The organism is Rhizobium sp. RU35A, from assembly GCF_900156005.1.
In the GTDB taxonomy this organism is placed as follows: Bacteria; Pseudomonadota; Alphaproteobacteria; order Rhizobiales; family Rhizobiaceae; genus Neorhizobium; species Neorhizobium straminoryzae.
This window is the reverse complement of record NZ_FTMR01000001.1, coordinates 873,190-893,683: the sequence shown is the minus strand read 5'-3', so window position 1 is coordinate 893,683 and position 20,494 is coordinate 873,190. Positions and strand designations below refer to the sequence as shown.

Below are 20,494 nucleotides of genomic sequence, written 5' to 3'. Positions count from 1 at the left end.
GTCCGGTCAGGCCGTCTTCGGGCGGATCTTGGTCGCGTTCGGGCGTGATGTCGGAGCCGAAGCGAACTGTGCAGGCTGCGCTGCAGGCTCGGCTCCCATGAGCGCCGGCAGCCACCTTTCCCGTTCGCGCCACAGGGCCGGGATGGAAAGGAGCGCGATGCACGAGAAGGCGATGACCGTCTTGGTCAGTTCCGACAGTTCCGGCGTACGGCCGTCGAAATAATAGACGGCGTAGACGATGCCGACGTGGAACACGTAGACATAGAGCGAGTGGCGGCCGAGAAGCTGCAGGAATTTCAGCGACAGAACCCAGATGATACCACCTGCAATGTTGCGCACCACCGCCGACTTGTGCTTCGGGCCGGCAATGATCATCCAGGTCAGAAGCGTGGCCGCGGCCGCGAAGTTGATGAGATAGACCGGGCCGAAATCGGCGCGGATTTCCATGGTCGAGAACTTCGCCGCCAGATCGGCCGGCATCAGGCCATTGGCGGTCATGATGCGCAGCGGCAGGAAGAAGGCGCAGATCAGGCCGCTGATCGTCGGGATATAGCTGTTTTCCGGCGAGAAGATGCGGCCCCATTCGATCTTGTTGAGCGAGGTCATGGCGCCCAGCACCAGGCCGGAATAGAACACGATCTGCCAGCCGAGCAGGTTGAAGGAGGCGCGCATGCCCTGGTCGTCCGGGCGCATGAAGAACTGGTTCAGCGGATCGGTGACGATCTTCTGCAGGCCAAGCTGGCCGGCCATCCACAGGATCAGCGAGCCTGCCATCACATGTGCCCACTTGCCGTCGATGACGAGCTTCACCAGCATCGGGGCGGCAAGCATGTAGATGATGTATTGCGGCAGGATATCCATGAAGGTCGGCTGGAACACGAAGCTTGCAATGGCGGCAAGACGCAGCGGATCGTCGAAATTGGTATAGCCCAGCCAGTTGTACCAGATGTAATAGGCGCCCGGCAGCAGCATCTGGGCGGCGAGCACGCACAGCACGATGCCCATGGCATAGCGATACAGTTCGAAGGCGCGGGAGTAGATGGCCTGGCGGCCGGCCGCATAGCCGTTCTTGGCCATCTTGCGCACATAGACCATGCCGATCAGCAGGCCTGAAAGAAAGACGAAGCCCTGCGCATCCTCCACGAAGGCTAGCTGGTTGTGGTTGATCTTCACCAGCCAGTAACCGCCGGCAAAAACCAGATGGTTGATCAGCATGAACACGAGGAAATACCCCCGCATCCCGTCAATCAGGTCATAGCGTTTCATCGGTCGAGTCTCCGTCTTGCGGTCGCCGAAGGCTCGCGCCGGTCGGTCCGTGGTGCCTCTGCGGGCAGGAAATTTCCCCAGTAACGCGGCGTAAGCGAGGCGGTTCCCATGATTCGGGCTCCACTTTGGGGTGGGCCTCTTCACATTGACGTCATGAACAACTCTTTAACGAGGGGGAAAGATCGTGCCTATTCGGCAGCAGTGCGGCGCAGGCCGACGGCCTGGGTGAGGTAGGCGCGCAGCGCTGCCGGCTTCACCGGCTTGTGTTGCAGGCCAAGGCCGTGGCGCTCAGCTTCGCTGCGCACCTCCTGGCTGCGGTCGGCCGTCAGCAGCAGGGCGGCGACGGGCCGGCCGATAATGTCGTGCAGCCGCAGGATTGCCTCGATGCCGTTACCGTCATCGAGATGATAGTCGGCCACCAGCACGTCAGGGGTATGGCCCATGGTGGCAATCCGGCTTTTGGCTTCCTCCAGCGAGCGCGCCGAGACAACGCGGCAGCCCCAGCCGGAGAGGAGGAGCTCCATGCCCTCGAGAATCTTCGGCTCGTTGTCGATGCACAGCACGCTGAGGCCCGAGAGAGGCTGCGGGAGGGCAGCATTCGGCTTGTCCGGCGCAGATGGTCGCGTGCGGCCCATGTCGCGCGGCATGCGCACGCGAAAGATCGTGCCTCGTCCCGGCGTGGACGCCAGCTCCACGGGATGCGAGAGCACACGCGAGATGCGGTCGACGATGGACAGGCCGAGCCCAAGACCTGCCGCGGTGCGTGCGCCCTCGTCCAGCCGTGCGAACTCCCGGAACACGGTACGGAATTTCGAGGAGGGAATGCCGATTCCGGAATCGACCACCTCGATCACCACCTCGCGTCCCCGCCGCCTGGCGCCGACCAGAACCTTGCCGCTGATCGTGTACTTGATCGCGTTCGACACAAGGTTCTGCACCAGCCGGCGCAACAGGTTGGGGTCGGTCTTGACGATGAGCGAGGAGGGCATCACCCGGAATTTCAGGTTTTTTTCACGCGCGACCGGCGCGAAATCCGTCTCGATGCGGCGCAGCAGATCATCGAGCGGCACGGCGGTGACGCGCGGCTTCATCGCGCCGGTATCGAGGCGGGAAATGTCCAGCACGGCGCCGAGAATGCTTTCCACCGATTCCAGCGCGGAATCGATGTTGCGCACCAGCGCGCTGTTGTCCGATTGGCCGAGACGCTCCACCAGTGTCGAGGAATAGAGGCGTGCGGCATTCAGCGGCTGCAGGATGTCGTGCCCGGCGGCGGCAAAAAAGCGCGTCTTGCCGAGATTGGCCTCGTCGGCCGCGGCGCGCGCTTCGGCCAGTTCGCGGTTGACTCGTGTCAGTTCGGCGGTGCGTTCCTCGACGCGCTGTTCCAGCGTTTCGTTGGCCTGCCGCAGCGCCTGTGCCGCCGCCACGCGCTCCGTCATGTCGGTGAAGGTGGCGACGATGCCGTCATCCGGCATGGCATTCGAGCGCACTTCGATAATGCGTTCGCCGCCCTGCAGCACCAGCGGGAAGGGGGTGTCGAGCATCTTGATCCGCTCGATCAGGGCCCGGCCATCTTCCTCCGCGATTTCGCCGCGATCGGTGAGGATGCCGACGATGTCGCTCAACGGATACCCAACCTGTCCCACCTGTTCCGGCAGATCGAGCAGGGTGCGGAACCGCCGGTTCCAGATCGCCAGCCGTTCCTGGCTGTCGAACACGGCGACGCCCTGGTCCATCTGGGACAGCGCCGTCTGCAGGATGTCCTGATTGTATTGCAGCGCTTCACTGGCCTGGTCCAGCAGCCAGGCGGTGTCCGAATTGGTGTCCTCGGCCTTCTGCAGGATCAGCGACAGCACCAGACGGGCCGAGGAGGAGCCGATGGCGCTGCCGAGCAACTGTTCGGAAAAATGGATGAAGGCCATGTCGGCGGCCTCGCGGTCGGCGATCTTACGGCCGGCCGTCCGTTCGTAATGGGCAAAGGACCGCCGCATGCGCTCCTCGCCGAGATAGCGGGCGATCGCGGCCTTGAGATCGCCGACGGAGACACGTGTCTTCCAGCCGCGGGTGGCGAACTGCGATCTGAGGTGCCGCTTGACGAAGATGCCGGCCTGGATCCGCTCGACCGGGCGCGGATTGCGCGACAGCGAACCGATGACGAAGGCGAGGCTGTTGATGATCAGGCTGAGCAGGACGGCATTGACCAGCGGATCGGTGGCCGGCCCGGAAAACAGGCCGGTGCCGGGGAACAGGAAATCGAGAACGGCTGCGGCAATGGCCGAATTGTCCTTGCCGCCGAGACTCGGCAGGAACAGCAGGTAGGCCCAGGCGAGGAAGCCGAGGCTCATGCCGGCAATTGCGCCACGCGCATTGGCCCTGCGCCAGAACAGGCCGCCGAGCAGGGAAGGCGCCATCTGCGCCACCGCCGCAAAGGACAGAAGGCCGATAGACGCAAGGCCCGAGGAGGAATCGGCCATGCGGTAATAGCCATAGCCCAGCATCAGCACGCCGATAATGGCCATGCGGCGGATGCGCAGCAGCGGCCTTGCGAAATCCGCTCGCTGGCCGGCCGATGTCATCAGCTTGCGGCGCAGGAAGATCGGCATCACGATGTCGTTCGACACCATGATCGACAAGGCGACGGAGGCGACGATCACCATGGCGGTGGCCGCCGAGAAGCCGCCGATGAAGGCGATCAGGGTGATGATTTCCATTTCGTGCGACAGCGGCAGTTGCAGCACATAGAGATCGGCATTGCCGGTGCCGCCGAAATGGATGAGGCCCGCCAGTGCGACCGGCAGCACGAAGAGGTTGATGGCAACGAGATAGGCCGGCAGCAGCCAGCTGGCCATCTTCAGTTCCGCCTGCGTGCGGTTTTCCACCACCGCAACATGGAACTGGCGCGGCAGCATGACAATGGCGAAGGCGGAAAGCCCGATCAGCATCAGCCAGCGCGGCAGCGGCGTGCGGTAATCCAGCGCCTGTTCCACCAGCCGGTTTTCGCTGGCCTGCCGCCACAGATCCATGGGGCCATCGAACATCAGGAACAGAACGGAGAGGCCGATCGTCAGGAAGGCCAGCAGCTTGACGACCGATTCCATCGCCACCGCCAGGATCAGCCCATCCTGGTGTTCTGTCGCATCGGTATGGCGCGTGCCGAACATCACGGCAAAGCAGGCCATCAGCATCGTGACGATCAGCGCCAGATCGATGAAATAGAGATTGCCGCTGCCGATGCCATAGGCGGAGGGATCGACCATGGCCGCCACCGAGTTCGACACTGCCTTCAATTGCAGCGCGATGTAGGGCACGGCGCCGACCAGCGAGATGACGGCGACGATCAGCGCGACGGAGGAGTTCTTGCCGTAGCGCGCGGCGATGAAATCGGCCGGGGAGGTGAGTTTCTCGGTCTTCGCCAGCTCGATGATCCGGCGCACCAGCGGCAGGCCCAGCGTGAAGGTGAGGATGGGGCCGATATAGATGCCGGTGAACTCCAGCCCGCGCTCCGAGGCAAGCCCCACACCGCCGAAATAGGTCCAAGAGGTGCAGTAGACGGCAAGGCTGAGACCATAGACCAGCGGTCGGCCCTTTTTCGGCACGCCGAATCGCCTGCTCTTGCGGTCGCCATAGCTCGCCACGGCAAACAGCAGCAGGATATAGGCGCAGGCCGCCAGCAAAATGATCCAGCCAGGCAGCATGACACCTCCGCAACCGGCCTCCCCGGATTGCTATCCTAGGCCAAAGCACAAGCTTTGGGAATGAATGGGCTCTTGGCATAAAGTTCAATGTCGCGTGCGCCGCGAGTGCCCATCTTTCCGCGCGTCGGACGGCTGCTATATTCGCCTCATCAGCCAAGCGACGATGAAAGGCCTCCCATGTCGATGATCTCCGAATTCCGTTCCTTCATAGCCCGAGGCAATGTGATCGATCTTGCTGTCGGTATCATCATTGGCGGCGCCTTCACGGGAATCGTCAACTCGCTGGTCAACGACGTGGTGATGCCCGTGGTCGGCGTCATCATCGGCGGCTTTGATTTTTCGAACTACTTCATTCCGCTGAACGACAAGGTCACGGCTGCGACGCTGGAGGCAGCCAAGGCGCAAGGCGCCGTCTTCGCCTATGGCAAGTTCCTGACGGTGGTGCTGAATTTTCTCATTCTCGCCTGGATCATCTTCCTGATGGTCAAGGGCGTAAACAGGATCCGCGCCATGGAAGACAAGAAACCCGCCGAGGCCGCCCCTGCCGCGCCGCCGCCGGCCGACGTGCAGTTGCTGACCGAGATCCGCGATCTCCTGAAATCGCGCTGACGCAGGCTTTCGCAAACGCATCACCGATTTCGATCTGCCGCTCACCGAAACTCATGGGATTTTGCAGCTGCTCTGCGCTATGAGGGCGGTGAGCTGGAGACCCTTGCATGACACTTCTGGAAAGCCTGAGCGCGCGTGCGCTCGCCGCCCCGCAGAGCGGGATCGTGGAACTGGTCAACTATGCCCGTGGGCGCGAGGGGCTTATCCCCCTCTGGGCCGGCGAAGGCGACCTGCCGAGCCCCGCCTTCATCAACAAGGCCACCAAGGATTCGCTCGATGCGGGCGAGACCTTCTACACCTGGCAGCGTGGCCTTCCCGAACTGCGCCAGGCGCTGTCGCGCTACTACCAGCGGCATTTTTCCGTCTCGCTGCCAATGGAGCATTTCTTTGCGACGAGTTCCGGCATGCATGCCATCAATCTCTGCGTCCAGGCGCTGACGGCGCCGGGCGACGAGATCATCTATCTCACGCCGAGCTGGCCGAACATCGTGGCCGCGATCGGCGTCGCCAGCGCGAAGGCCGTGCCGGTTGCGGTGGATTTCGTCGATGGCGGCTGGTCGCTCGATGTCGGCAAGATCGCCGCGGCGATCACACCGCGCACCCGCGCGTTCTTCATCAATACCCCGTCCAACCCGACGGGCTGGACGGCGACGCATGAGGATCTCGAAGCCATCCTGGCGCTTGCCCGCCAGCACGGCCTGTGGATCATCGCCGACGAGATCTATGCGCTCTATTATTACAATGGCGCGCGCGCACCCTCCTTCCTGGATGTGGCGACGCCCGAGGACCGCATTCTCTACGCCAATTCCTTCTCGAAGAACTGGTCGATGACCGGCTGGCGCGTCGGCTGGATCGTGGCGCCGCCGGCCATCGGTCAGGTGCTGGAAAACCTCATCCAGTATTCCAGCTCGGGACTGACGCCTTTCATGCAGCGTGGCGCGATCGCGGCCCTTGATCATGGTGACGATTTCCTGCGCTCCAATATCGAGCGGGCCCGCACCTCGCGCGATCTGCTCTGCGACGCCCTGATCGCCACCAATCGCGTGCAGACCCGCAAGCCGGACGGCGCGATCTATGCCTTCCTCAAGGTGGATGGCATCGATGATCCGCGCGCCGGCGCCTTCGACATCGTCGACAAGACGCTGGTCGGGCTGGCACCGGGCACCGCCTTCGGCCCGGGCGGCGGCGCCTTCCTGCGTGCCTGCTTCCTGCGCGATCCGAAACAGATCGAGGAAGCCGCCGGCCGGCTGGCGGCGTATATCGCCAGGCTCTGAAGAGTGCTGCAGGGGGCCTGCGATCGCTCGCATTTGAGCGATCGTGGCAAGCCTCCATTTTCCCTCGCGCGAACAATGCCTTGGCGAATCTTTCGCCGGTAAGGTGCGGTGAAGATCCCGCATGGTTCGATGCTGCCGACACTCAGGCAGGAGCATTCGACCATGGCAGTTCTTGTGACCGGAGGCGCCGGCTATATCGGCAGCCACATGGTGCTTGCCCTGCTCGACGCGGGCGAGGAAGTGGTGGTGCTGGACAGGCTCTCCACCGGCTTCCGCTGGGCCGTGCCCGATGCGGCCCGCTTCTATCTCGGCGATGTCGGCGACCGCACGCTGGTGGCCCGCATCCTTGCGGAAAACGACGTGGACGCCATCCTGCATTTCGCCGGCTCCATCGTGGTGCCGCAATCGGTGCTGCATCCGCTGGATTATTACGAGAACAACACTGCCAAGACCGCGCTTCTGGCGGCAATGGCCATCGAGGCCGGCATCCGGCATTTCGTGTTTTCCTCGACGGCGGCCGTCTATGGCGATGTGCCGGATGGCGTGCCGGTGGCGGAAAGCGCTGCGACATTGCCGAAGAATCCCTATGGCCAGTCGAAACTGATGGCCGAGCAGATGCTGCGCGATGCGAGCGCCGCCCATGATTTCCGCTATGTGGCGCTGCGCTATTTCAATGTGGCGGGCGCCGACCCGAAGGGCAGGGCGGGCCTTTCCACCGAAGGGGCGACGCATCTCATCAAGATCGCCTGCGAGGCCGCTCTCGGCGCCCGCTCCCGCGTGGACATCTACGGCACCGATTATCCGACACCGGATGGGACCGGCATCCGGGACTACATCCATGTCAGCGATCTGGTCGAGGCGCATCTGGCGGCGCTTGCCTATCTGAGGCGCGGCGGTCCGCCGCAGGTCGCCAATTGCGGCTATGGCCGCGGCTATTCGGTTCTGGATGTGTTGAATGCCGTAATGAGGCTGGAAGGGCGCCCGTTTGACATCCATTACGCGCCACGCCGGCCGGGCGATGCGGCTTCGGTGGTGGCCGATTCCACCCGTGCCCGCAGGTTGTTCGGCTGGATGCCGCGCCATGATGATCTCGATCAGATCGTCGCCACGGCGCTTGCCTGGGAACGCCGTCTGATCTCCCGGCAGGTGGGCGGTCTGCGGGTGCTGCACGGGCGGCTGGCAGCAAACTTCTGACGCTGTCCACGAACGAAAAACGGGCGCCGTTTGCGGCACCCGTTTGCAGTTCTCTCATAAGGGGAGGGCGGCCTGCCTCAGGCGACCATGCCCCAGTCGTCGGCATCATCCAGCGCAAACATACGCTCCAGATTGAGGAAGCAGATCATGCCGCTGTCATGGGCGATGATGCCGTCGGAGAAGGCCGAACTGGAACCGGCGGCCATCGGCACCGGCTGAAGGCGGCTGGACGGGATGGTCATGATGTCGGAGACGCGGTCAACCAGCAGGCCGACGGTCATGCCCTTGATGTCCGTCACCACGATGGCGCTGCGCTCGTTGACTTCGGTGTTGGGCATGCCGAGCTTGACCGCGAGGTCTACGATCGGGATCACGGTGCCGCGCAGGTTCATCACGCCGATCACGTCATAGGGCGCATGCGGCAGCGGCGTCACTGGCGCCCAGCCGCGGATTTCGCGGATGGAGGTCGTGCGCACGCAAAACTCCTGGGCATGCAGCCGGAAGGCGATGATCTCCAGCAGTTCGTCACCGGTGGTGGTCTGGGGCACGCTCATGGGCGGAAGTCTCCGAACTTCGGTTGCAGGTCAAGCCAATCGATTGTTCGCCAGAATAGCCGTCCGATCCTGCGCCGGGCTGGAAACGCGACCGGCAGACATTGCCGCGCGAGAAGGCAGGCGCTTGCTTGGATTCGGCATCATGCCGTCGACAGTCTTTTCGACGCTACCAATTGCATGGTTGAGTCACGATAGTGCGTCTTTGCTAATGAAGTCTTAGTGGTGCGTGCAATTCCTTGGCCTCGCGCGTAGGTCGCAGTGGTTGTCAAGGACGGCAGAAATGCCGAAATAAAGTTCGCACACCTGTGCACATTAAAGGAACTGTCATCGAAGGATCATTTGTCTGTCATCCAGCCTGCCTAGGGTCGCCGCGTTATTGCCGGCCCGGACAAGCGGGCAAGGCCGTCCCAGATCCGGAGACAGACCCATGAACAGACGCGAATTTCTGGCGGCAGGCTCTGCCGTTGCCGCAGCCAGCGCCCTTCCTTCCTTCGCCCTCGCCGATGACAAGACGATCCAGGTCTATAGCGGCTCGGACAACAACATCATCGATTTCTGGAACAACACCATCATCCCTGCTTTCCAGAAGGCCAATCCGGGCCTGAAGGTGAAGCTGATCGATGCCGGCGATGACAACGGCCTTCGTGCCATTGCCGACCGCGCGCTCGCCGCGCTGAAGAGCAAGGCCGATCCGCAGGCCGACGTCTTCGAGAACTTCGATGCGCGCCTGCCGGCCGGCGGCGTGGATGCCGGTCTGTGGGTCACCTTCTCGGCTGCCAACGTTCCGAACTTCGGCAAGGTCAACCCGAAGGCCATCGACATGCCGCAGCAGCTGCCTTATCGCGGCTCGCAGGTTCTGCTCGCCTACGACAAGACCAGGCTCGACGCCAAGGACGCGCCGAAGACCTGGGAACAGCTGGTCGCCTGGATCAGGAAGAACCCCGGCCAGTTCATCTACAACCGTCCGGACAAGGGCGGTTCCGGCGGCAATTTCGTGCGCCGCGCGATCCATGAGGTGAACGGCCGCGACCCGTCCAAGTTCACCATCGCCAATTTCTCGGCCGACTATGCCGAAAAGTCGCTGACGCCGGCCTGGGCCGTACTGAAGGATCTCGCTCCCTCACTATACGAGAAGGGCGCCTATACCTCCGGCAACACCCAGTCGATCCAGCTTCTGTCGCAGGGCGTGGTCACCATGGTGCCGGTCTGGTCGGACCAGGTGCTGCAGGCGATTTCGCAGGGCGTTCTGCCGGAAACCACCGGCCTCGTTCAGCTGACCGATCTGGCGCTGTGCGGCGGCTTCTCGCGCCTCACCGTCTTCTCCAACGGCGCCAACAAGGATGCGGCCCTCAAGCTTGCCGACTTCCTGCTGACCAGCGAGATGCAGTCGGCCGTCATCACCCAGATCGGCGGCTTCCCGGGCGTGACCTGGGATAACATCGCGGCTGATCTGCGCGAAAAGTACAAGGACGTCGTGCCGACCTCCATCCCTACCTTCCCAGGTGGCGACTGGAATGCCGCCATCAACGATGGCTGGTACCGCAACGTCGCGACCGGGCTCGCACGCGGCTGATCATGGCAGACACGGCAATTCCGTCCGCCATCGGCGGATCCGAGCCGGCAATCGGGAGGGGGCTGAAAGGCCTCCTCCTCGTTGCCATTCCGGTCTTTCTCGTCGGCTGGCTGATCATCTACCCGATCATCGCCGCGATCCTCTCGACCCTGTTCGTTGACGGGCCGCAGGGCGTGCATTTCAGCACCGCCTCCTATCAGTTCTTCTTTTCCGATCCCTATAGCCGCGCCAATCTGGCGCTGACGCTGTGGACCACCGGCCTCTGCGCCGTGCTGCTGCTGCTCGTCGGCCTGCCGATTGCGCTCTACCTGCGCTTTTCCACCAGCCGCTTTGCCGATCTGGTGCAGAGTCTCGCGATCTTTCCGATGTTCGTGCCGTCGATCATCCTTTCCTATGCGCTGATCCGCACCATTGGCCCGAACGGCACGCTGGACATTCTGCTGAATGCCATTGGCCTGCCCAAGATCCCGAGCCCCTATCTGACCCCCTGGGGTCCGGTGATCGGGCTTGTCTGGGATAACCTGCCGCTCACCGTGCTGATGCTGACGGCGGGGCTTGGCAGCATTTCGAACAGCGCCGTCGAGGCGGCGCGCGATGTCGGCGCCGGCCCGATCCGGGTGTTCTGGCACATCATCCTGCCGCGCATGGGCAATTCCATCCTTGTGACGATCTCTTTCACGGTGCTCGGCATCTTCTCGTCCTTCACCCTGCCTTACGTGCTGGGCCCGGCCTCGCCGGAAATGATGGGCCCCTTCATGCTGCGCACCTTCAACGATCTCTACGATCCGCTGAACGCCAAGACGCAGGCCGTGATTTCCTTCGTCTTCTGCCTGTTCTTCGGCCTCTTCTATGTCTGGTCGATCGCCCGCAACCAGAGGAGCCAGACGCGATGATCCGGACCTATTCTTCCACGTCCGGCCGCTTCGACTGGACGGGCTTCCTCTTCGCCGTCGTGCTGGCCATCGTCATCGCTGTGCCGCTTCTGGTCGTGTTCACCTGGGCCTTCACCGAGATCTGGCGCTATCCCGCCGTCATTCCGCAAAAGTTCGGCCTGCGCTTCTGGAACCAGACCCTGTCGCGCGCCGATGTGTGGGATGCCTTGTCGATCAGCCTGCAGCTCTCGGCCACCGTCACGGCGCTGTCGGCGCTGATCTGCCTGCCGGCAGCTTACGCCTTCGCGCGGATGAAATTTCCGGGCCGCGACCTGTTCTTCCTCTCCTTCCTGGCCTCGCACGCTTTTCCGAAATTCGGCCTGCTGGTGGCAATTGCCGCGATCTTCCTGCAACTGAACCTGATCGCCACCTTCTGGGGCGTGGTGCTGATCCAACTGGTCGGCACGCTGATGCTGATGATCTGGATTCCGGTGGCAGCCTTCCAGGCGGTGGACCGGCGGATGGAAGAGGCCGCGCGCGATGTCGGCGCCGGGCCGCTGCGCGTCTTCTGGTCGATCACCCTGCCACAGGCCGGCCCGACGATCTTCGCCGCCGTGTTGCTCACCTTCGTCTCCACCTTCTACGAGACGGAAGGCGCCTGGCTGATCGGTGCGCCGCAGATCCGCACCATGCCGGTGCTGATGATCAACTTCATCAACAACCAGGTCGTGATCCAGTATGGCGCGGTGCTCTCCGTGATCCTGTGGGTTCCGTCCTTCATCGCCCTGATGTTTGCCCGCCGCGTCATCGGCACCGGTGCCTTCGCCAAGGGCTTTGGCGCCTGAAGCGCCATGCAATCATGAAAGAGTAGACCATGGCCAGATTGACGATCGAGAGCCTGCGCAAGTCCTTCGCCAGCACCGTGGCGGTCGATGATTTTTCGCTGGATGTGGCGGATGGCGAACTCGTCTGCCTGCTCGGACCCTCCGGTTCCGGCAAGTCGACCATCCTGCGCATGATCGGCGGCTTCGAGCAGCCGACCTCGGGTGCGATCCGCATCGACGGGCAGGATGTCAGCCGGCTGTCACCCGACCGGCGGCCGACGGGCATGGTGTTCCAGAGCCATGCGCTGTGGAGCCATATGAACGTGTTCAACAACATTGCCTTCGGCCTGAAGCTGCGCCACCTGCCGCGGGCCGAGATCCGCCGCAAGGTGGAGGCGGCCCTGGAACTTGTCGGGCTTGGCGGCTACGGCCATCGCCAGACCTTTCAGCTGTCCGGCGGCCAACAGCAGCGCGTGGCACTCGCCCGGTCGCTCGTGCTGGAGCCAAAAATCCTGCTGCTGGACGAACCCTTCGCCAGCCTCGACCAGCATCTGCGCGAGCGGCTGCGCGAGGAGGTACGCGATATCCAGCAGCGGCTCGGCATCACCACGCTCTTCGTCACCCACGGCCAGGACGAGGCGCTGGCGCTCGCCGACCGGATCGTGGTGTTGCGCAATGGCCAATGCGAACAGGCCGATGCGCCAGACGTGATCTACCGCAATCCGCAGACCCAGTTTGTGGCCGGCTTCATCGGCCAGATGAATTTCATCGCCGCCAATGTGGAAGGCGGCACCTTCCGGCATCCGGAGATGTCCGTTGCCATCGGTGCTCAGGACGGGCCGGCGGTTCTCGCCGTGCGCCCGGAGGCGCTGGGCCTTGTTGCGGCCGAGGGCGGAGCGGGTGTCACGGTGGTGCGCTCCACGGATTTCGGCAGCCATATCATGGTCGATGTGGAACTCTCTGACGGCACGCGCCTGAAGGCGATGACCAGCCCCGCGATGCGTTGGGAACGGGGCACCCGCGCCCGGCTGGTTCCCTCTGCCTATGCGCTTTACCGCGATAACAAGCTGGTCGTGTCCGGTACCGTCGGAGCTTCAACTGCCGCGCCCGCCTTCGGGGCGGCGCCGCTGGTGGTCTGAACCGGATCACGCCTGGATGTGCAAGAGAAAACGGCGGGTCCTGGGCCCGCCGTTCGTCGTTCTGGGGGGCGGACCGGCCGCGTCAGTCCGCGGCGAAGCCTTCCAGCAACCAGGGATGCAGCGTGCCGTTGGAGGCGAGGATATCGCCGTGCTGGCCGATCTCGCCGCCGGAAAAGCCGGTGACGCGGCCGCCCGCGTCAGTCCGCGGCGAAGCCTTCCAGCAACCAGGGATGCAGCGTGCCGTTGGAGGCGAGGATATCGCCGTGCTGGCCGATCTCGCCGCCGGAAAAGCCGGTGACGCGGCCGCCCGCCTCGCGGATCAGCAGCACGGAGGCGCCGTAGTCGTGCAGAGAGAGTCCATCCTCGAAGAAGCCGTCCAGCCGCCCGCAGGCGACATAGGCAAGCGAAAGCGACGCCGAGCCCAGCCGGCGGACGCCGGCGGTGTTGGCCATCAGCCGCCGCAGCGCCGCGAAAAAGGTGTCTTCGCCTGTGCTCTTCACCTGTCCGGGGATCGGCAGGCCGGCGCCGATCAGCACGTCCTCGATGGCTGCGACCGGCCGGCAGGCCAGCCGCTCGCCATTGAGGAAGGCGCCCTGACCCTTCTCTGCGACAAACAGTTCGTCCTGCATGCTGTCATAGACCACGCCGCAGGTGACCTCGCCCTCTTCGACGATGGCGATCGTCATGCCGAAATGCGGAATGCCCCAGGCATAGTTCGTGGTGCCGTCGATCGGATCGATATAGATCCGCGGCGCACCTGCCGCCGCCTCGTGATTGGCGACAGCCTCCTCGCCGGTGATGGCGTGATCGGGGAAATGTTCGCGCATGCGCCGCACGATGATCTCCTCGACGGCGACGTCGATCTCCGTCTGGTAATCGCGCGGCGCCTTGGCCACCATCTGGTCGGCATAGCGCCGTTTCAGGGAACGCCGCGCCAGTTCGCCGGCTTCCAGCGCAGCAGCGGCCATCAGGCGCACACGGTTCGAGGCATGTTCGGGCAGGCGAGGAGAGAGCTGGGGGGAGAGCATCGCGACTGTCTTCATAGGTGCGGCAAAGAGGCGCCGGCACGGCTTCAAGGAGACCGAAAATTCTCCGATTTGTGCGACAAGGGTGTGAAATTTCCCTGAGATTTCAGGGCAAATATACACAAGTTGCAACAACCAGCAATTGAATCGCAATTGACAATCTGAAGAAAGAATGGTGCCCGGAGGCGGATTTGAACCACCGACACGCGGATTTTCAATCCGCTGCTCTACCAACTGAGCTATCCGGGCATCTTGGTCTTTTGCGAGACCTTCGGGCTTCTCTCGAAGCCGCCGGGGCGTTTCCCCCGGGAGCGAGCGGGGTTATAACATCTTGTTCGGCCAAGGCAAGCACGTTGACGCACTTTTTTGACGGCTCTGTGAAAAACTTGCCAAGGCTTTGAAACTGAAAACGAAAAACGCGCCGTGCGGCGCGTTTTCGGTGTTGCGTCCTAGTCGTCGCCGGGTTCGGCGCGGGTTTCATCCTCGGCCACAGGAATGGCATAGGCGCCATTCAGCCACCGGGACAGATCGAGTGTCCTGCAGCGATCCGAGCAGAAGGGGTAGTGATCGCGCACGGAGGGCTTGCCGCATTCGGGGCAGGGGCGCGTCTTGCGCAGCGGCGCCACCTTGGCGCCGGTCGGGGTGGTATCGTCGGATGCCATGGCCTGTCCTCAGCCGTCTGCCCACTGGCGGGAGACCTCGAAGCCCTCGCCATTGAGCAGAAGCGACGTTTCATAAAGCGGAAGGCCCACCACATTGGTGTAGGAGCCGACCAGTTTCTGCACGAAGCTTGCCGCGATGCCCTGGATGGCGTAGGCGCCGGCCTTGCCGCGCCATTGATCGGACGCAAGATAGGCCGCGATCTCGCGTTCGGAGAGCCGCTTGAAACGGACTTTGGTTTCCACCACCTTCTGCCGGAACTGGCCTCCGGGAGTGACGAGGCACACACCGGTATAGACCCAGTGGCCGCGACCGGAGAGAAGATGCAGCGCGGCGGACGCTTCGTCCATGTATTCCGTCTTGGAGAGGATGCGCCGTCCGACGGCGACCACTGTGTCGGCCGAAAGGATATAGCTGCTGCGCCAGGCAGCGTCGCCCTGAATGGCGGCAAGGGCAGCCTCGGCCTTTTCGGAGGACAGGCGTCGTGCGAGCGAGCGGGGATGCTCCGATTTCTTCGGGCTCTCGTCGATATCCATCGGCATCAGGCGCGCGGGCTTGATCCCCACCTGGTTGAGCAGGTCGAGGCGACGCGGCGAGCCGGAGGCCAGGATGAGCTTTTGATCCAGAGACATGGGGTTTCCTGCAGGCAGCGCGCCCGGATGCGGAAGGCCCGCTTACTTGAAGCGGTAGGTGATGCGACCCTTGGTGAGGTCGTAGGGGGTCATTTCGACGAGAACCTTGTCGCCAGCCAGAACGCGGATGCGGTTCTTGCGCATGCGGCCGGCCGTGTGGGCAATGATCTCGTGTTCGTTTTCGAGCTTCACGCGGAATGTTGCATTGGGCAGCAGTTCCGTTACGATGCCCGGGAATTCGAGGACTTCTTCTTTCGCCATCTAGAGCTTGTCTTCCTGTCGTTGATAGGGATGTGGCCGGAAAGCGGCCGCAGCTTGAAAATTGCGCGGAAACTACACGTTCCCCGCCAGTTTGTGAACCTTGCATCTGCGCGAATCTGGCGGCGCCGTCAACGCTTGTCTTGCAGTGTCAGATCCGCTGTTCCTGCTGGACGCCGGTTCGTGCGAAACGCGCCTCGATCCGTCGCCACAACTCGTCGCGCACGCTGCGATAGGCCTCGAGCACCTGGTCGCGGGTGCCGGCTTCCACCGAGGGATCGAGGGTCGGCCAGTAGATCACCTCCACCGCACTGGAACGGGTGAGTTCCAGCGCCTGGTGATGGGCTTCCGGCGAGAGCGTGACGATCACGTCGAAATAGTCGTCTTCCAGTTCATCGAGCGTGCGCGGCTGGTGCCTCTTCGGCATGGTCAGACCGATTTCGGAGAGCACCACCTCGACGAAGGGATCGTGATCGCCAGCACGAACGCCCGCCGACTGGACATAGATATCGTGCGGCAGCAGGCGTTTTGCAATGACCTCCGCCATCGGCGAGCGAATGGCGTTCATGCCGCACATGAAGAGAATGGCGCCCGGCCTTGCGTTCTGTCCGTCGGCGGCCGGCGCTTCCTCCACGCTCACCCCCGCCAATAGAGCACGCAGACAAGGGTAAACAGACGCCGGGCGGTGTCGAAATCGAGGGCAATCTTGCCCTTCAGCCGTTCCTGCAGCGTTTCCGAGCCTTCATTGTGAATGCCACGGCGGCCCATGTCGATCGCCTCGATCTGCGAGGGTGTCGAGGAGCGGATCGCCTCGTAATAGCTCTCGCAGATCATGAAGTAGTCCTTGATGATCCGTCGGAAGGGGGTGAGCGAGAGGATGTGGGTGGCAACCGCCTCGCCGCCCTCGGTGGTGATGGTGAAGACGAGCTTCTGTTCGACCAGCGATATATTCAGCCGATAGGGGCCGCCCTCATGGCCCGTGGGCTCGAAGCGGTTCTCCTCGATCAGGTCGAAGATCGCGACGGCCCGCTCATGTTCGACATCCGGCGTGGAACGGCCGATGCTGTCGTCCAGCACCACGTCGCACAGCCGGAAGTCGCCCTTGGCCATCAATCATCGCCCTCGGTTCAGACGGATGGAGACCGAGCGCGCATGCGCGTCGAGCCCTTCGGAATGGGCCAGCGTGATCGCGGCGGGACCGAGCGCGTTCAACTGGTCCGGTCCGAGCCTGAGGATCGAGGTGCGCTTGACGAAATCGAGCACCGAAAGGCCGGACGAGAAGCGCGCCGAACGGGCGGTCGGCAACACGTGGTTGGAACCGCCGACATAATCGCCGATCACTTCCGGCGTATGGCGGCCGATGAAGATGGCGCCCGCATTGCGGATGCCGGGCAACAGCGCATCCGGATCGGCGACCGCCAGTTCCAGATGTTCGGCGGCGATGCGGTTGGCCAGCGGCAGCGAGGCCGCAAGACTCTCGACCAGAATGATGGCCCCGAAATCGCGCCAGCTGGCGGCGGCGGTCTCGGCGCGCGACAGCGTCTTCAACTGGCGCTCCACGGCCTGTTCCACCGCTTCGCCAAGCGCCCGGTCGGTGGTGATCAGGATCGATTGGGCGCCGGCATCATGCTCGGCCTGGGCCAGCAGATCTGCTGCCAGCCAGTCGGGATCGTTTTCCGCATCGGCGATGACCAGCACTTCCGAGGGGCCGGCGATCATGTCGATGCCGACGGTGCCGAACACCTGCCGCTTGGCGGCGGCGACATAGGCATTGCCGGGGCCGACGATCTTGTAGACGGGCTTGATCGTTTCCGTGCCATAGGCGAGTGCTGCCACCGCCTGCGCGCCGCCGATCCGGTAGATCTCGCTGACGCCTGCAATCCTGGCGGCCACCAGAACCGCCGGATTGATCGCGCCGCCGGAGGCCGGGCAGACCATCACCAGACGCTCGACGCCGGCCACGCGGGCCGGCACGGCATTCATCAGCACGGAGCTCGGATAGCTCGCGGTGCCGCCCGGGACATAGAGCCCGACAGCCTCCACGGCCGTCCAGCGCGAGCCGAGGCCAACGCCGATCGCATCCTCGTAAATATCGTCCTTCGGCATCTGGCGGGCATGGTGGCGCTCGATGCGCTCGGCGGCGAGCGTGAGAGCCTCTACCACTCCGGGTTCGACGGCTGCGAAGGCCTGATCGATCTCCGCCTCGGTCACCTGCATGCCGACGGCGGCGAGATCGACCTTGTCGAAGCGCAGGGAATAATCGTGAAGCGCTGCATCGCCTCTGGCGCGCACATCCTCGATGATGGAGCGCACCACCGTGTTGACGTCTTCGGAAACTTCCCGCTTCGTTGTCAGGAAGGCGGAAAACTGCGTTTCGAAATCCGCCGACGCCTGCTCAAGCCAGATTGCCACTCTACTCGTCCCCTCGTACTCAAAACACCTCGGCCGCCCGCCCGGCGCGGCCGCATGCCTTGCACCTCAGTCATGCTTCGGCAGGTTGCCGGTTCCCCAGGCGCCACCAGTATCGGCCAGCTGCGCCTCGATACATTCCACATCGAGGCTGATCGCCGCGCCTCCCGAAAGCGTCAGCTCGATCACGCCATCCGGGCCTTCACCGTTCTTCGTGAAGCGGATCGCGAGAAGCGCGTGGACATCGTCCCTGCTCCGGCGATCGACACCCAGCGCCCGCACGCCCTGCACCCGCTTGAAGGTAAGGGCGGCGCGTCGCCGTTCATAGCCCTTGTCACCGCGATCGGCCACTTCCCAGACGAAACGGTTGACCACCAGCGAGAAGTGCCTGCGCTTCGGGCTCCAGTCAATATCATGCGGCTTGAAGACGCTGTCCTGCATATGCGCGGAAACGATCTTCAGGTCTTCCTCGTCCAGCGCCAAAAGCTTGAGATCCGTCATCGTATCCATCATGTCCTCATCGGGCCGCCATGGCTCGGCGGCATTCTCCGTCAGGTCCTGGAGATAGGATGGCACAGGCGCGGGCGCAACAGGAGAGCCTTATTCGCTGACGCGCTGAACGATAGCACCACAGCGACCGAGCTTTTCTTCCAACCGCTCGAAGCCGCGGTCCAGATGGTAGACGCGGTTGACCACGGTCTCGCCTTCCGCCGCAAGGCCGGCGATCACCAGCGAGACGGAAGCGCGCAGGTCGGTCGCCATCACGGGCGCGCCCTTCAGGCGGGAAACGCCTTCCACCCGCGCCATCTGGCCGGACAGAGAAATCCGCGCGCCGAGACGCGCCAGTTCCTGCACGTGCATGAAGCGGTTCTCGAAGATCGTCTCGGTGATGTGCGACACGCCGGAGGCGCGCGTCATCAGCGCCATGAATTGCGCCTGCAGGTCGGTCGGAAAGCCCGGGAAGGGTTCGGTCACCACATCGACGGGATGAATACCGCCGCCATTGCGCACGATGCGCAGGCCCGTCCCGGTCGCGGTGATCTCGGCGCCCGTCTGGCGCAGGATGTCGAGCGCATTGTCGAGAAGGGCGGCATCGGTGCCTTCCAGCACGACGTCGCCGCCGGTCATGGCAACGGCCATTGCATAGGTGCCGGTTTCGATACGGTCCGGCAGCACGCGGTGGCGCGCGCCCGACAGCGTGGTCACACCTTCGACGGTAATCGTCTTGCTGCCGGCGCCAGAAATCTTTGCACCCATGGCGTTGAGGCAGTTGGCGAGATCGACGATTTCCGGCTCGCGGGCGGCATTCTCGATCACCGTCGTGCCCCGTGCCAGCGTCGCCGCCATCATCATCACGTGGGTGGCGCCGACGGAGACCTTCGGGAAGCGGTAGCGGTTGCCGATCAGGCCGCCCTTCGGCGCCGTCGCGTTGACATAACCGCCGTCGATCTCGATCTCGGCGCCGAGTGCGGCGAGCCCCTCAAGAAACAGATCGACCGGACGGGTGCCGATGGCGCAGCCGCCCGGCAGCGACACACGGGCGCGGCCTTCACGGGCCAGCAGCGGGCCGATGACCCAGAAGCTGGCGCGCATCTTCGATACCAGTTCATAGGGAGCCGTCGTATCGACGATCGTCCGGCAGGTGAAATGGATGGTGCGCGAATAGCCTTCTTCCTGGCGTTCGCGCCGGCCATTGACGGAAATATCCACGCCGTGATTGCCGAGGATGCGCATCAGACCCTCGACATCGGCGAGATGCGGCACGTTTTCCAGCGTCAGCGTATCGCTCGTCAGCAGCGAGGCAATCATCAGGGGAAGCGCGGCATTCTTGGCGCCGGAAATCGGGATGATGCCATGCAGCGGGTTGCCGCCGGTAATTCTGATGCGATCCATGTGATTGCAACGGGCAGGCGCCCGCCCTTCCTGAAACTGCGCGAAAGATGGGGTCCTTAGCCGAATTCCCCGTATGCTTCAATTCGGATGCCCCGGTCAGCCAATCCGGGCTCCGGCGTCATGTGGATGATTCGTCCGCCCTGGCGGCCGGCAGGCCCTCCGTCAGGTCAGCCTGGCCGGAACGTCTTGCGCGGGCCTGTTGCTTGCGCCGCATCAGGTTCTCGCGCAGCTTCTGCGCCGCACGCGCCGTGCGAAGCTCCGCTTCGGTAGGCTGGTGCCGCCGTTGATCCTGATTTTGCGGGTTTGATTCGTCCGTAGCGCTCATGTGTCCTCCATAGCGGAAAAGCGATCAAAAGCCAAAGAGGGCGACGGAATTCACCGCTTTCCGCAAAGAAGTGAAATTTGCGGCTTGCGCTCCCGGATCAGCTATGGCAATAGCCCGCTCACCGCAGCGCAGACACGCTCTGACGCACAACTGCTGCCGTAGCTCAGTGGTAGAGCACTCCCTTGGTAAGGGAGAGGTCGGTGGTTCAATCCCACTCGGCAGCACCAGTTTTTCAAAATATCACCCGGAAGAAGAAGAGACAGCAGGCAGATCCTGCACGCGCTATACTTGACTG

The 20,494-nt window shown here is 63.5% G+C and carries 20 protein-coding genes and 2 tRNA genes; 8 read left to right on the top strand and 14 right to left on the bottom strand.

What is annotated here, in order from left to right; genetic code table 11:
* Nucleotides 1–6 precede the first annotated feature (6 nt).
* Nucleotides 7–1,266, bottom strand: a complete 1,260-nt coding sequence (gene opgC / locus F3H95_RS04505; protein WP_149745043.1) for an OpgC domain-containing protein — start codon at nucleotides 1,264–1,266, stop codon at nucleotides 7–9.
* Between the two features lie 188 nt (nucleotides 1,267–1,454).
* Nucleotides 1,455–4,958, bottom strand: a complete 3,504-nt coding sequence (locus F3H95_RS04500; RefSeq protein WP_142880399.1) for a NahK/ErcS family hybrid sensor histidine kinase/response regulator — start codon at nucleotides 4,956–4,958, stop codon at nucleotides 1,455–1,457.
* A gap of 183 nt (nucleotides 4,959–5,141) precedes the next feature.
* Between F3H95_RS04500 and mscL the strand changes: the two genes are divergently transcribed.
* From mscL to galE, 3 genes are all read left to right on the top strand, one after another.
* The gene (mscL, locus tag F3H95_RS04495; protein WP_142880494.1) at nucleotides 5,142–5,567 is read left to right on the top strand and encodes a large conductance mechanosensitive channel protein MscL; all 426 of its coding nucleotides are present in this window, start codon (nucleotides 5,142–5,144) and stop codon (nucleotides 5,565–5,567) included.
* 107 nt (nucleotides 5,568–5,674) lie between these two features.
* Complete coding sequence (locus F3H95_RS04490; RefSeq protein WP_149745042.1) at nucleotides 5,675–6,841, top strand: pyridoxal phosphate-dependent aminotransferase; 1,167 nt, start codon at nucleotides 5,675–5,677, stop codon at nucleotides 6,839–6,841.
* A gap of 162 nt (nucleotides 6,842–7,003) precedes the next feature.
* Complete coding sequence (galE, locus tag F3H95_RS04485) at nucleotides 7,004–8,035, top strand: UDP-glucose 4-epimerase GalE (RefSeq protein WP_149745041.1); 1,032 nt, start codon at nucleotides 7,004–7,006, stop codon at nucleotides 8,033–8,035.
* A 77-nt stretch (nucleotides 8,036–8,112) separates the two neighbouring features.
* On the opposite strand, the gene F3H95_RS04480 is transcribed toward galE, so the two are convergent.
* Nucleotides 8,113–8,589 (bottom strand): chemotaxis protein CheW, encoded by a 477-nt coding sequence (locus F3H95_RS04480; RefSeq protein ID WP_142880402.1) that lies wholly within the window; start codon nucleotides 8,587–8,589, stop codon nucleotides 8,113–8,115.
* Nucleotides 8,590–9,016: 427 nt separating this feature from the next.
* On the opposite strand from F3H95_RS04480, the gene F3H95_RS04475 reads away from it, so the two are divergent.
* From F3H95_RS04475 to F3H95_RS04460, 4 genes are read left to right on the top strand one after another with little or no spacing between them, the layout of a single operon-like run.
* Nucleotides 9,017–10,162, top strand: a complete 1,146-nt coding sequence (locus F3H95_RS04475) for an extracellular solute-binding protein (protein WP_149745040.1) — start codon at nucleotides 9,017–9,019, stop codon at nucleotides 10,160–10,162.
* A gap of 2 nt (nucleotides 10,163–10,164) precedes the next feature.
* A complete protein-coding gene (locus F3H95_RS04470) occupies nucleotides 10,165–11,055 on the top strand; it encodes an ABC transporter permease subunit (RefSeq protein WP_142880404.1) in 891 nt (296 codons plus the stop codon).
* Nucleotides 11,052–11,879 (top strand): ABC transporter permease subunit, encoded by an 828-nt coding sequence (locus tag F3H95_RS04465; protein WP_142880405.1) that lies wholly within the window; start codon nucleotides 11,052–11,054, stop codon nucleotides 11,877–11,879. Before F3H95_RS04470 ends, F3H95_RS04465 begins: the two co-directional genes overlap by 4 nt.
* Nucleotides 11,880–11,908: 29 nt before the next feature.
* Nucleotides 11,909–12,997 (top strand): ABC transporter ATP-binding protein, encoded by a 1,089-nt coding sequence (locus tag F3H95_RS04460; protein WP_149745039.1) that lies wholly within the window; start codon nucleotides 11,909–11,911, stop codon nucleotides 12,995–12,997.
* A 197-nt stretch (nucleotides 12,998–13,194) separates the two neighbouring features.
* Here the strand turns inward: F3H95_RS04460 and F3H95_RS04455 are convergent, their stop codons facing one another.
* The 11 genes from F3H95_RS04455 to F3H95_RS04405 form a co-directional block, all read right to left on the bottom strand.
* Nucleotides 13,195–14,025, bottom strand: a complete 831-nt coding sequence (locus F3H95_RS04455) for an inositol monophosphatase family protein (RefSeq protein WP_149745038.1) — start codon at nucleotides 14,023–14,025, stop codon at nucleotides 13,195–13,197.
* 170 nt (nucleotides 14,026–14,195) lie between these two features.
* Nucleotides 14,196–14,271 (bottom strand) — tRNA-Phe (locus tag F3H95_RS04450).
* 200 nt (nucleotides 14,272–14,471) lie between these two features.
* Nucleotides 14,472–14,684, bottom strand: coding sequence for a DNA gyrase inhibitor YacG (yacG, locus tag F3H95_RS04445; RefSeq protein ID WP_149745037.1), 213 nt, complete (start codon nucleotides 14,682–14,684; stop codon nucleotides 14,472–14,474).
* Between the two features lie 9 nt (nucleotides 14,685–14,693).
* A complete protein-coding gene (locus F3H95_RS04440; protein WP_142880409.1) occupies nucleotides 14,694–15,314 on the bottom strand; it encodes a Maf-like protein in 621 nt (206 codons plus the stop codon).
* Between the two features lie 42 nt (nucleotides 15,315–15,356).
* The gene (gene infA / locus F3H95_RS04435) at nucleotides 15,357–15,575 is read right to left on the bottom strand and encodes a translation initiation factor IF-1 (protein WP_007759621.1); all 219 of its coding nucleotides are present in this window, start codon (nucleotides 15,573–15,575) and stop codon (nucleotides 15,357–15,359) included.
* A 148-nt stretch (nucleotides 15,576–15,723) separates the two neighbouring features.
* Nucleotides 15,724–16,149 carry a low molecular weight phosphatase family protein gene (locus F3H95_RS04430; RefSeq protein ID WP_149745109.1) on the bottom strand — a complete coding sequence of 142 codons (426 nt, stop codon included), beginning with the start codon at nucleotides 16,147–16,149 and terminating at the stop codon, nucleotides 15,724–15,726.
* Between the two features lie 59 nt (nucleotides 16,150–16,208).
* Nucleotides 16,209–16,682, bottom strand: coding sequence for a UPF0262 family protein (locus tag F3H95_RS04425; RefSeq protein WP_142880410.1), 474 nt, complete (start codon nucleotides 16,680–16,682; stop codon nucleotides 16,209–16,211).
* Between the two features lie 3 nt (nucleotides 16,683–16,685).
* Complete coding sequence (gene hisD, locus F3H95_RS04420; RefSeq protein ID WP_142880411.1) at nucleotides 16,686–17,984, bottom strand: histidinol dehydrogenase; 1,299 nt, start codon at nucleotides 17,982–17,984, stop codon at nucleotides 16,686–16,688.
* 66 nt (nucleotides 17,985–18,050) lie between these two features.
* Complete coding sequence (locus tag F3H95_RS04415) at nucleotides 18,051–18,482, bottom strand: DUF2948 family protein (RefSeq protein ID WP_142880496.1); 432 nt, start codon at nucleotides 18,480–18,482, stop codon at nucleotides 18,051–18,053.
* A gap of 99 nt (nucleotides 18,483–18,581) precedes the next feature.
* Nucleotides 18,582–19,874 carry a UDP-N-acetylglucosamine 1-carboxyvinyltransferase gene (gene murA, locus F3H95_RS04410; protein ID WP_142880412.1) on the bottom strand — a complete coding sequence of 431 codons (1,293 nt, stop codon included), beginning with the start codon at nucleotides 19,872–19,874 and terminating at the stop codon, nucleotides 18,582–18,584.
* Nucleotides 19,875–19,992: 118 nt separating this feature from the next.
* Nucleotides 19,993–20,199: a hypothetical protein gene (locus F3H95_RS04405; protein WP_149745036.1), complete on the bottom strand. Its 207-nt coding sequence runs from the start codon at nucleotides 20,197–20,199 to the stop codon at nucleotides 19,993–19,995.
* A gap of 152 nt (nucleotides 20,200–20,351) precedes the next feature.
* On the opposite strand from F3H95_RS04405, the gene F3H95_RS04400 reads away from it, so the two are divergent.
* Nucleotides 20,352–20,426 (top strand) — tRNA-Thr (locus F3H95_RS04400).
* Nucleotides 20,427–20,494: the final 68 nt, after the last annotated feature.

Coding starts and splice junctions, on each gene's coding strand:
- opgC (WP_149745043.1), bottom strand. CDS start 1,266: ATGAAACGCTATGACCTGATTGACGGGATGCGGGGGTATTTCCTCGTG.
- F3H95_RS04500 (WP_142880399.1), bottom strand. CDS start 4,958: ATGCTGCCTGGCTGGATCATTTTGCTGGCGGCCTGCGCCTATATCCTG.
- mscL (WP_142880494.1), top strand. CDS start 5,142: ATGATCTCCGAATTCCGTTCCTTCATAGCCCGAGGCAATGTGATCGAT.
- F3H95_RS04490 (WP_149745042.1), top strand. CDS start 5,675: ATGACACTTCTGGAAAGCCTGAGCGCGCGTGCGCTCGCCGCCCCGCAG.
- galE (WP_149745041.1), top strand. CDS start 7,004: ATGGCAGTTCTTGTGACCGGAGGCGCCGGCTATATCGGCAGCCACATG.
- F3H95_RS04480 (WP_142880402.1), bottom strand. CDS start 8,589: ATGAGCGTGCCCCAGACCACCACCGGTGACGAACTGCTGGAGATCATC.
- F3H95_RS04475 (WP_149745040.1), top strand. CDS start 9,017: ATGAACAGACGCGAATTTCTGGCGGCAGGCTCTGCCGTTGCCGCAGCC.
- F3H95_RS04470 (WP_142880404.1), top strand. CDS start 10,165: ATGGCAGACACGGCAATTCCGTCCGCCATCGGCGGATCCGAGCCGGCA.
- F3H95_RS04465 (WP_142880405.1), top strand. CDS start 11,052: ATGATCCGGACCTATTCTTCCACGTCCGGCCGCTTCGACTGGACGGGC.
- F3H95_RS04460 (WP_149745039.1), top strand. CDS start 11,909: ATGGCCAGATTGACGATCGAGAGCCTGCGCAAGTCCTTCGCCAGCACC.
- F3H95_RS04455 (WP_149745038.1), bottom strand. CDS start 14,025: ATGCTCTCCCCCCAGCTCTCTCCTCGCCTGCCCGAACATGCCTCGAAC.
- yacG (WP_149745037.1), bottom strand. CDS start 14,684: ATGGCATCCGACGATACCACCCCGACCGGCGCCAAGGTGGCGCCGCTG.
- F3H95_RS04440 (WP_142880409.1), bottom strand. CDS start 15,314: ATGTCTCTGGATCAAAAGCTCATCCTGGCCTCCGGCTCGCCGCGTCGC.
- infA (WP_007759621.1), bottom strand. CDS start 15,575: ATGGCGAAAGAAGAAGTCCTCGAATTCCCGGGCATCGTAACGGAACTG.
- F3H95_RS04430 (WP_149745109.1), bottom strand. CDS start 16,149: ATGTGCGGCATGAACGCCATTCGCTCGCCGATGGCGGAGGTCATTGCA.
- F3H95_RS04425 (WP_142880410.1), bottom strand. CDS start 16,682: ATGGCCAAGGGCGACTTCCGGCTGTGCGACGTGGTGCTGGACGACAGC.
- F3H95_RS04415 (WP_142880496.1), bottom strand. CDS start 18,482: ATGACGGATCTCAAGCTTTTGGCGCTGGACGAGGAAGACCTGAAGATC.
- murA (WP_142880412.1), bottom strand. CDS start 19,874: ATGGATCGCATCAGAATTACCGGCGGCAACCCGCTGCATGGCATCATC.
- F3H95_RS04405 (WP_149745036.1), bottom strand. CDS start 20,199: ATGAGCGCTACGGACGAATCAAACCCGCAAAATCAGGATCAACGGCGG.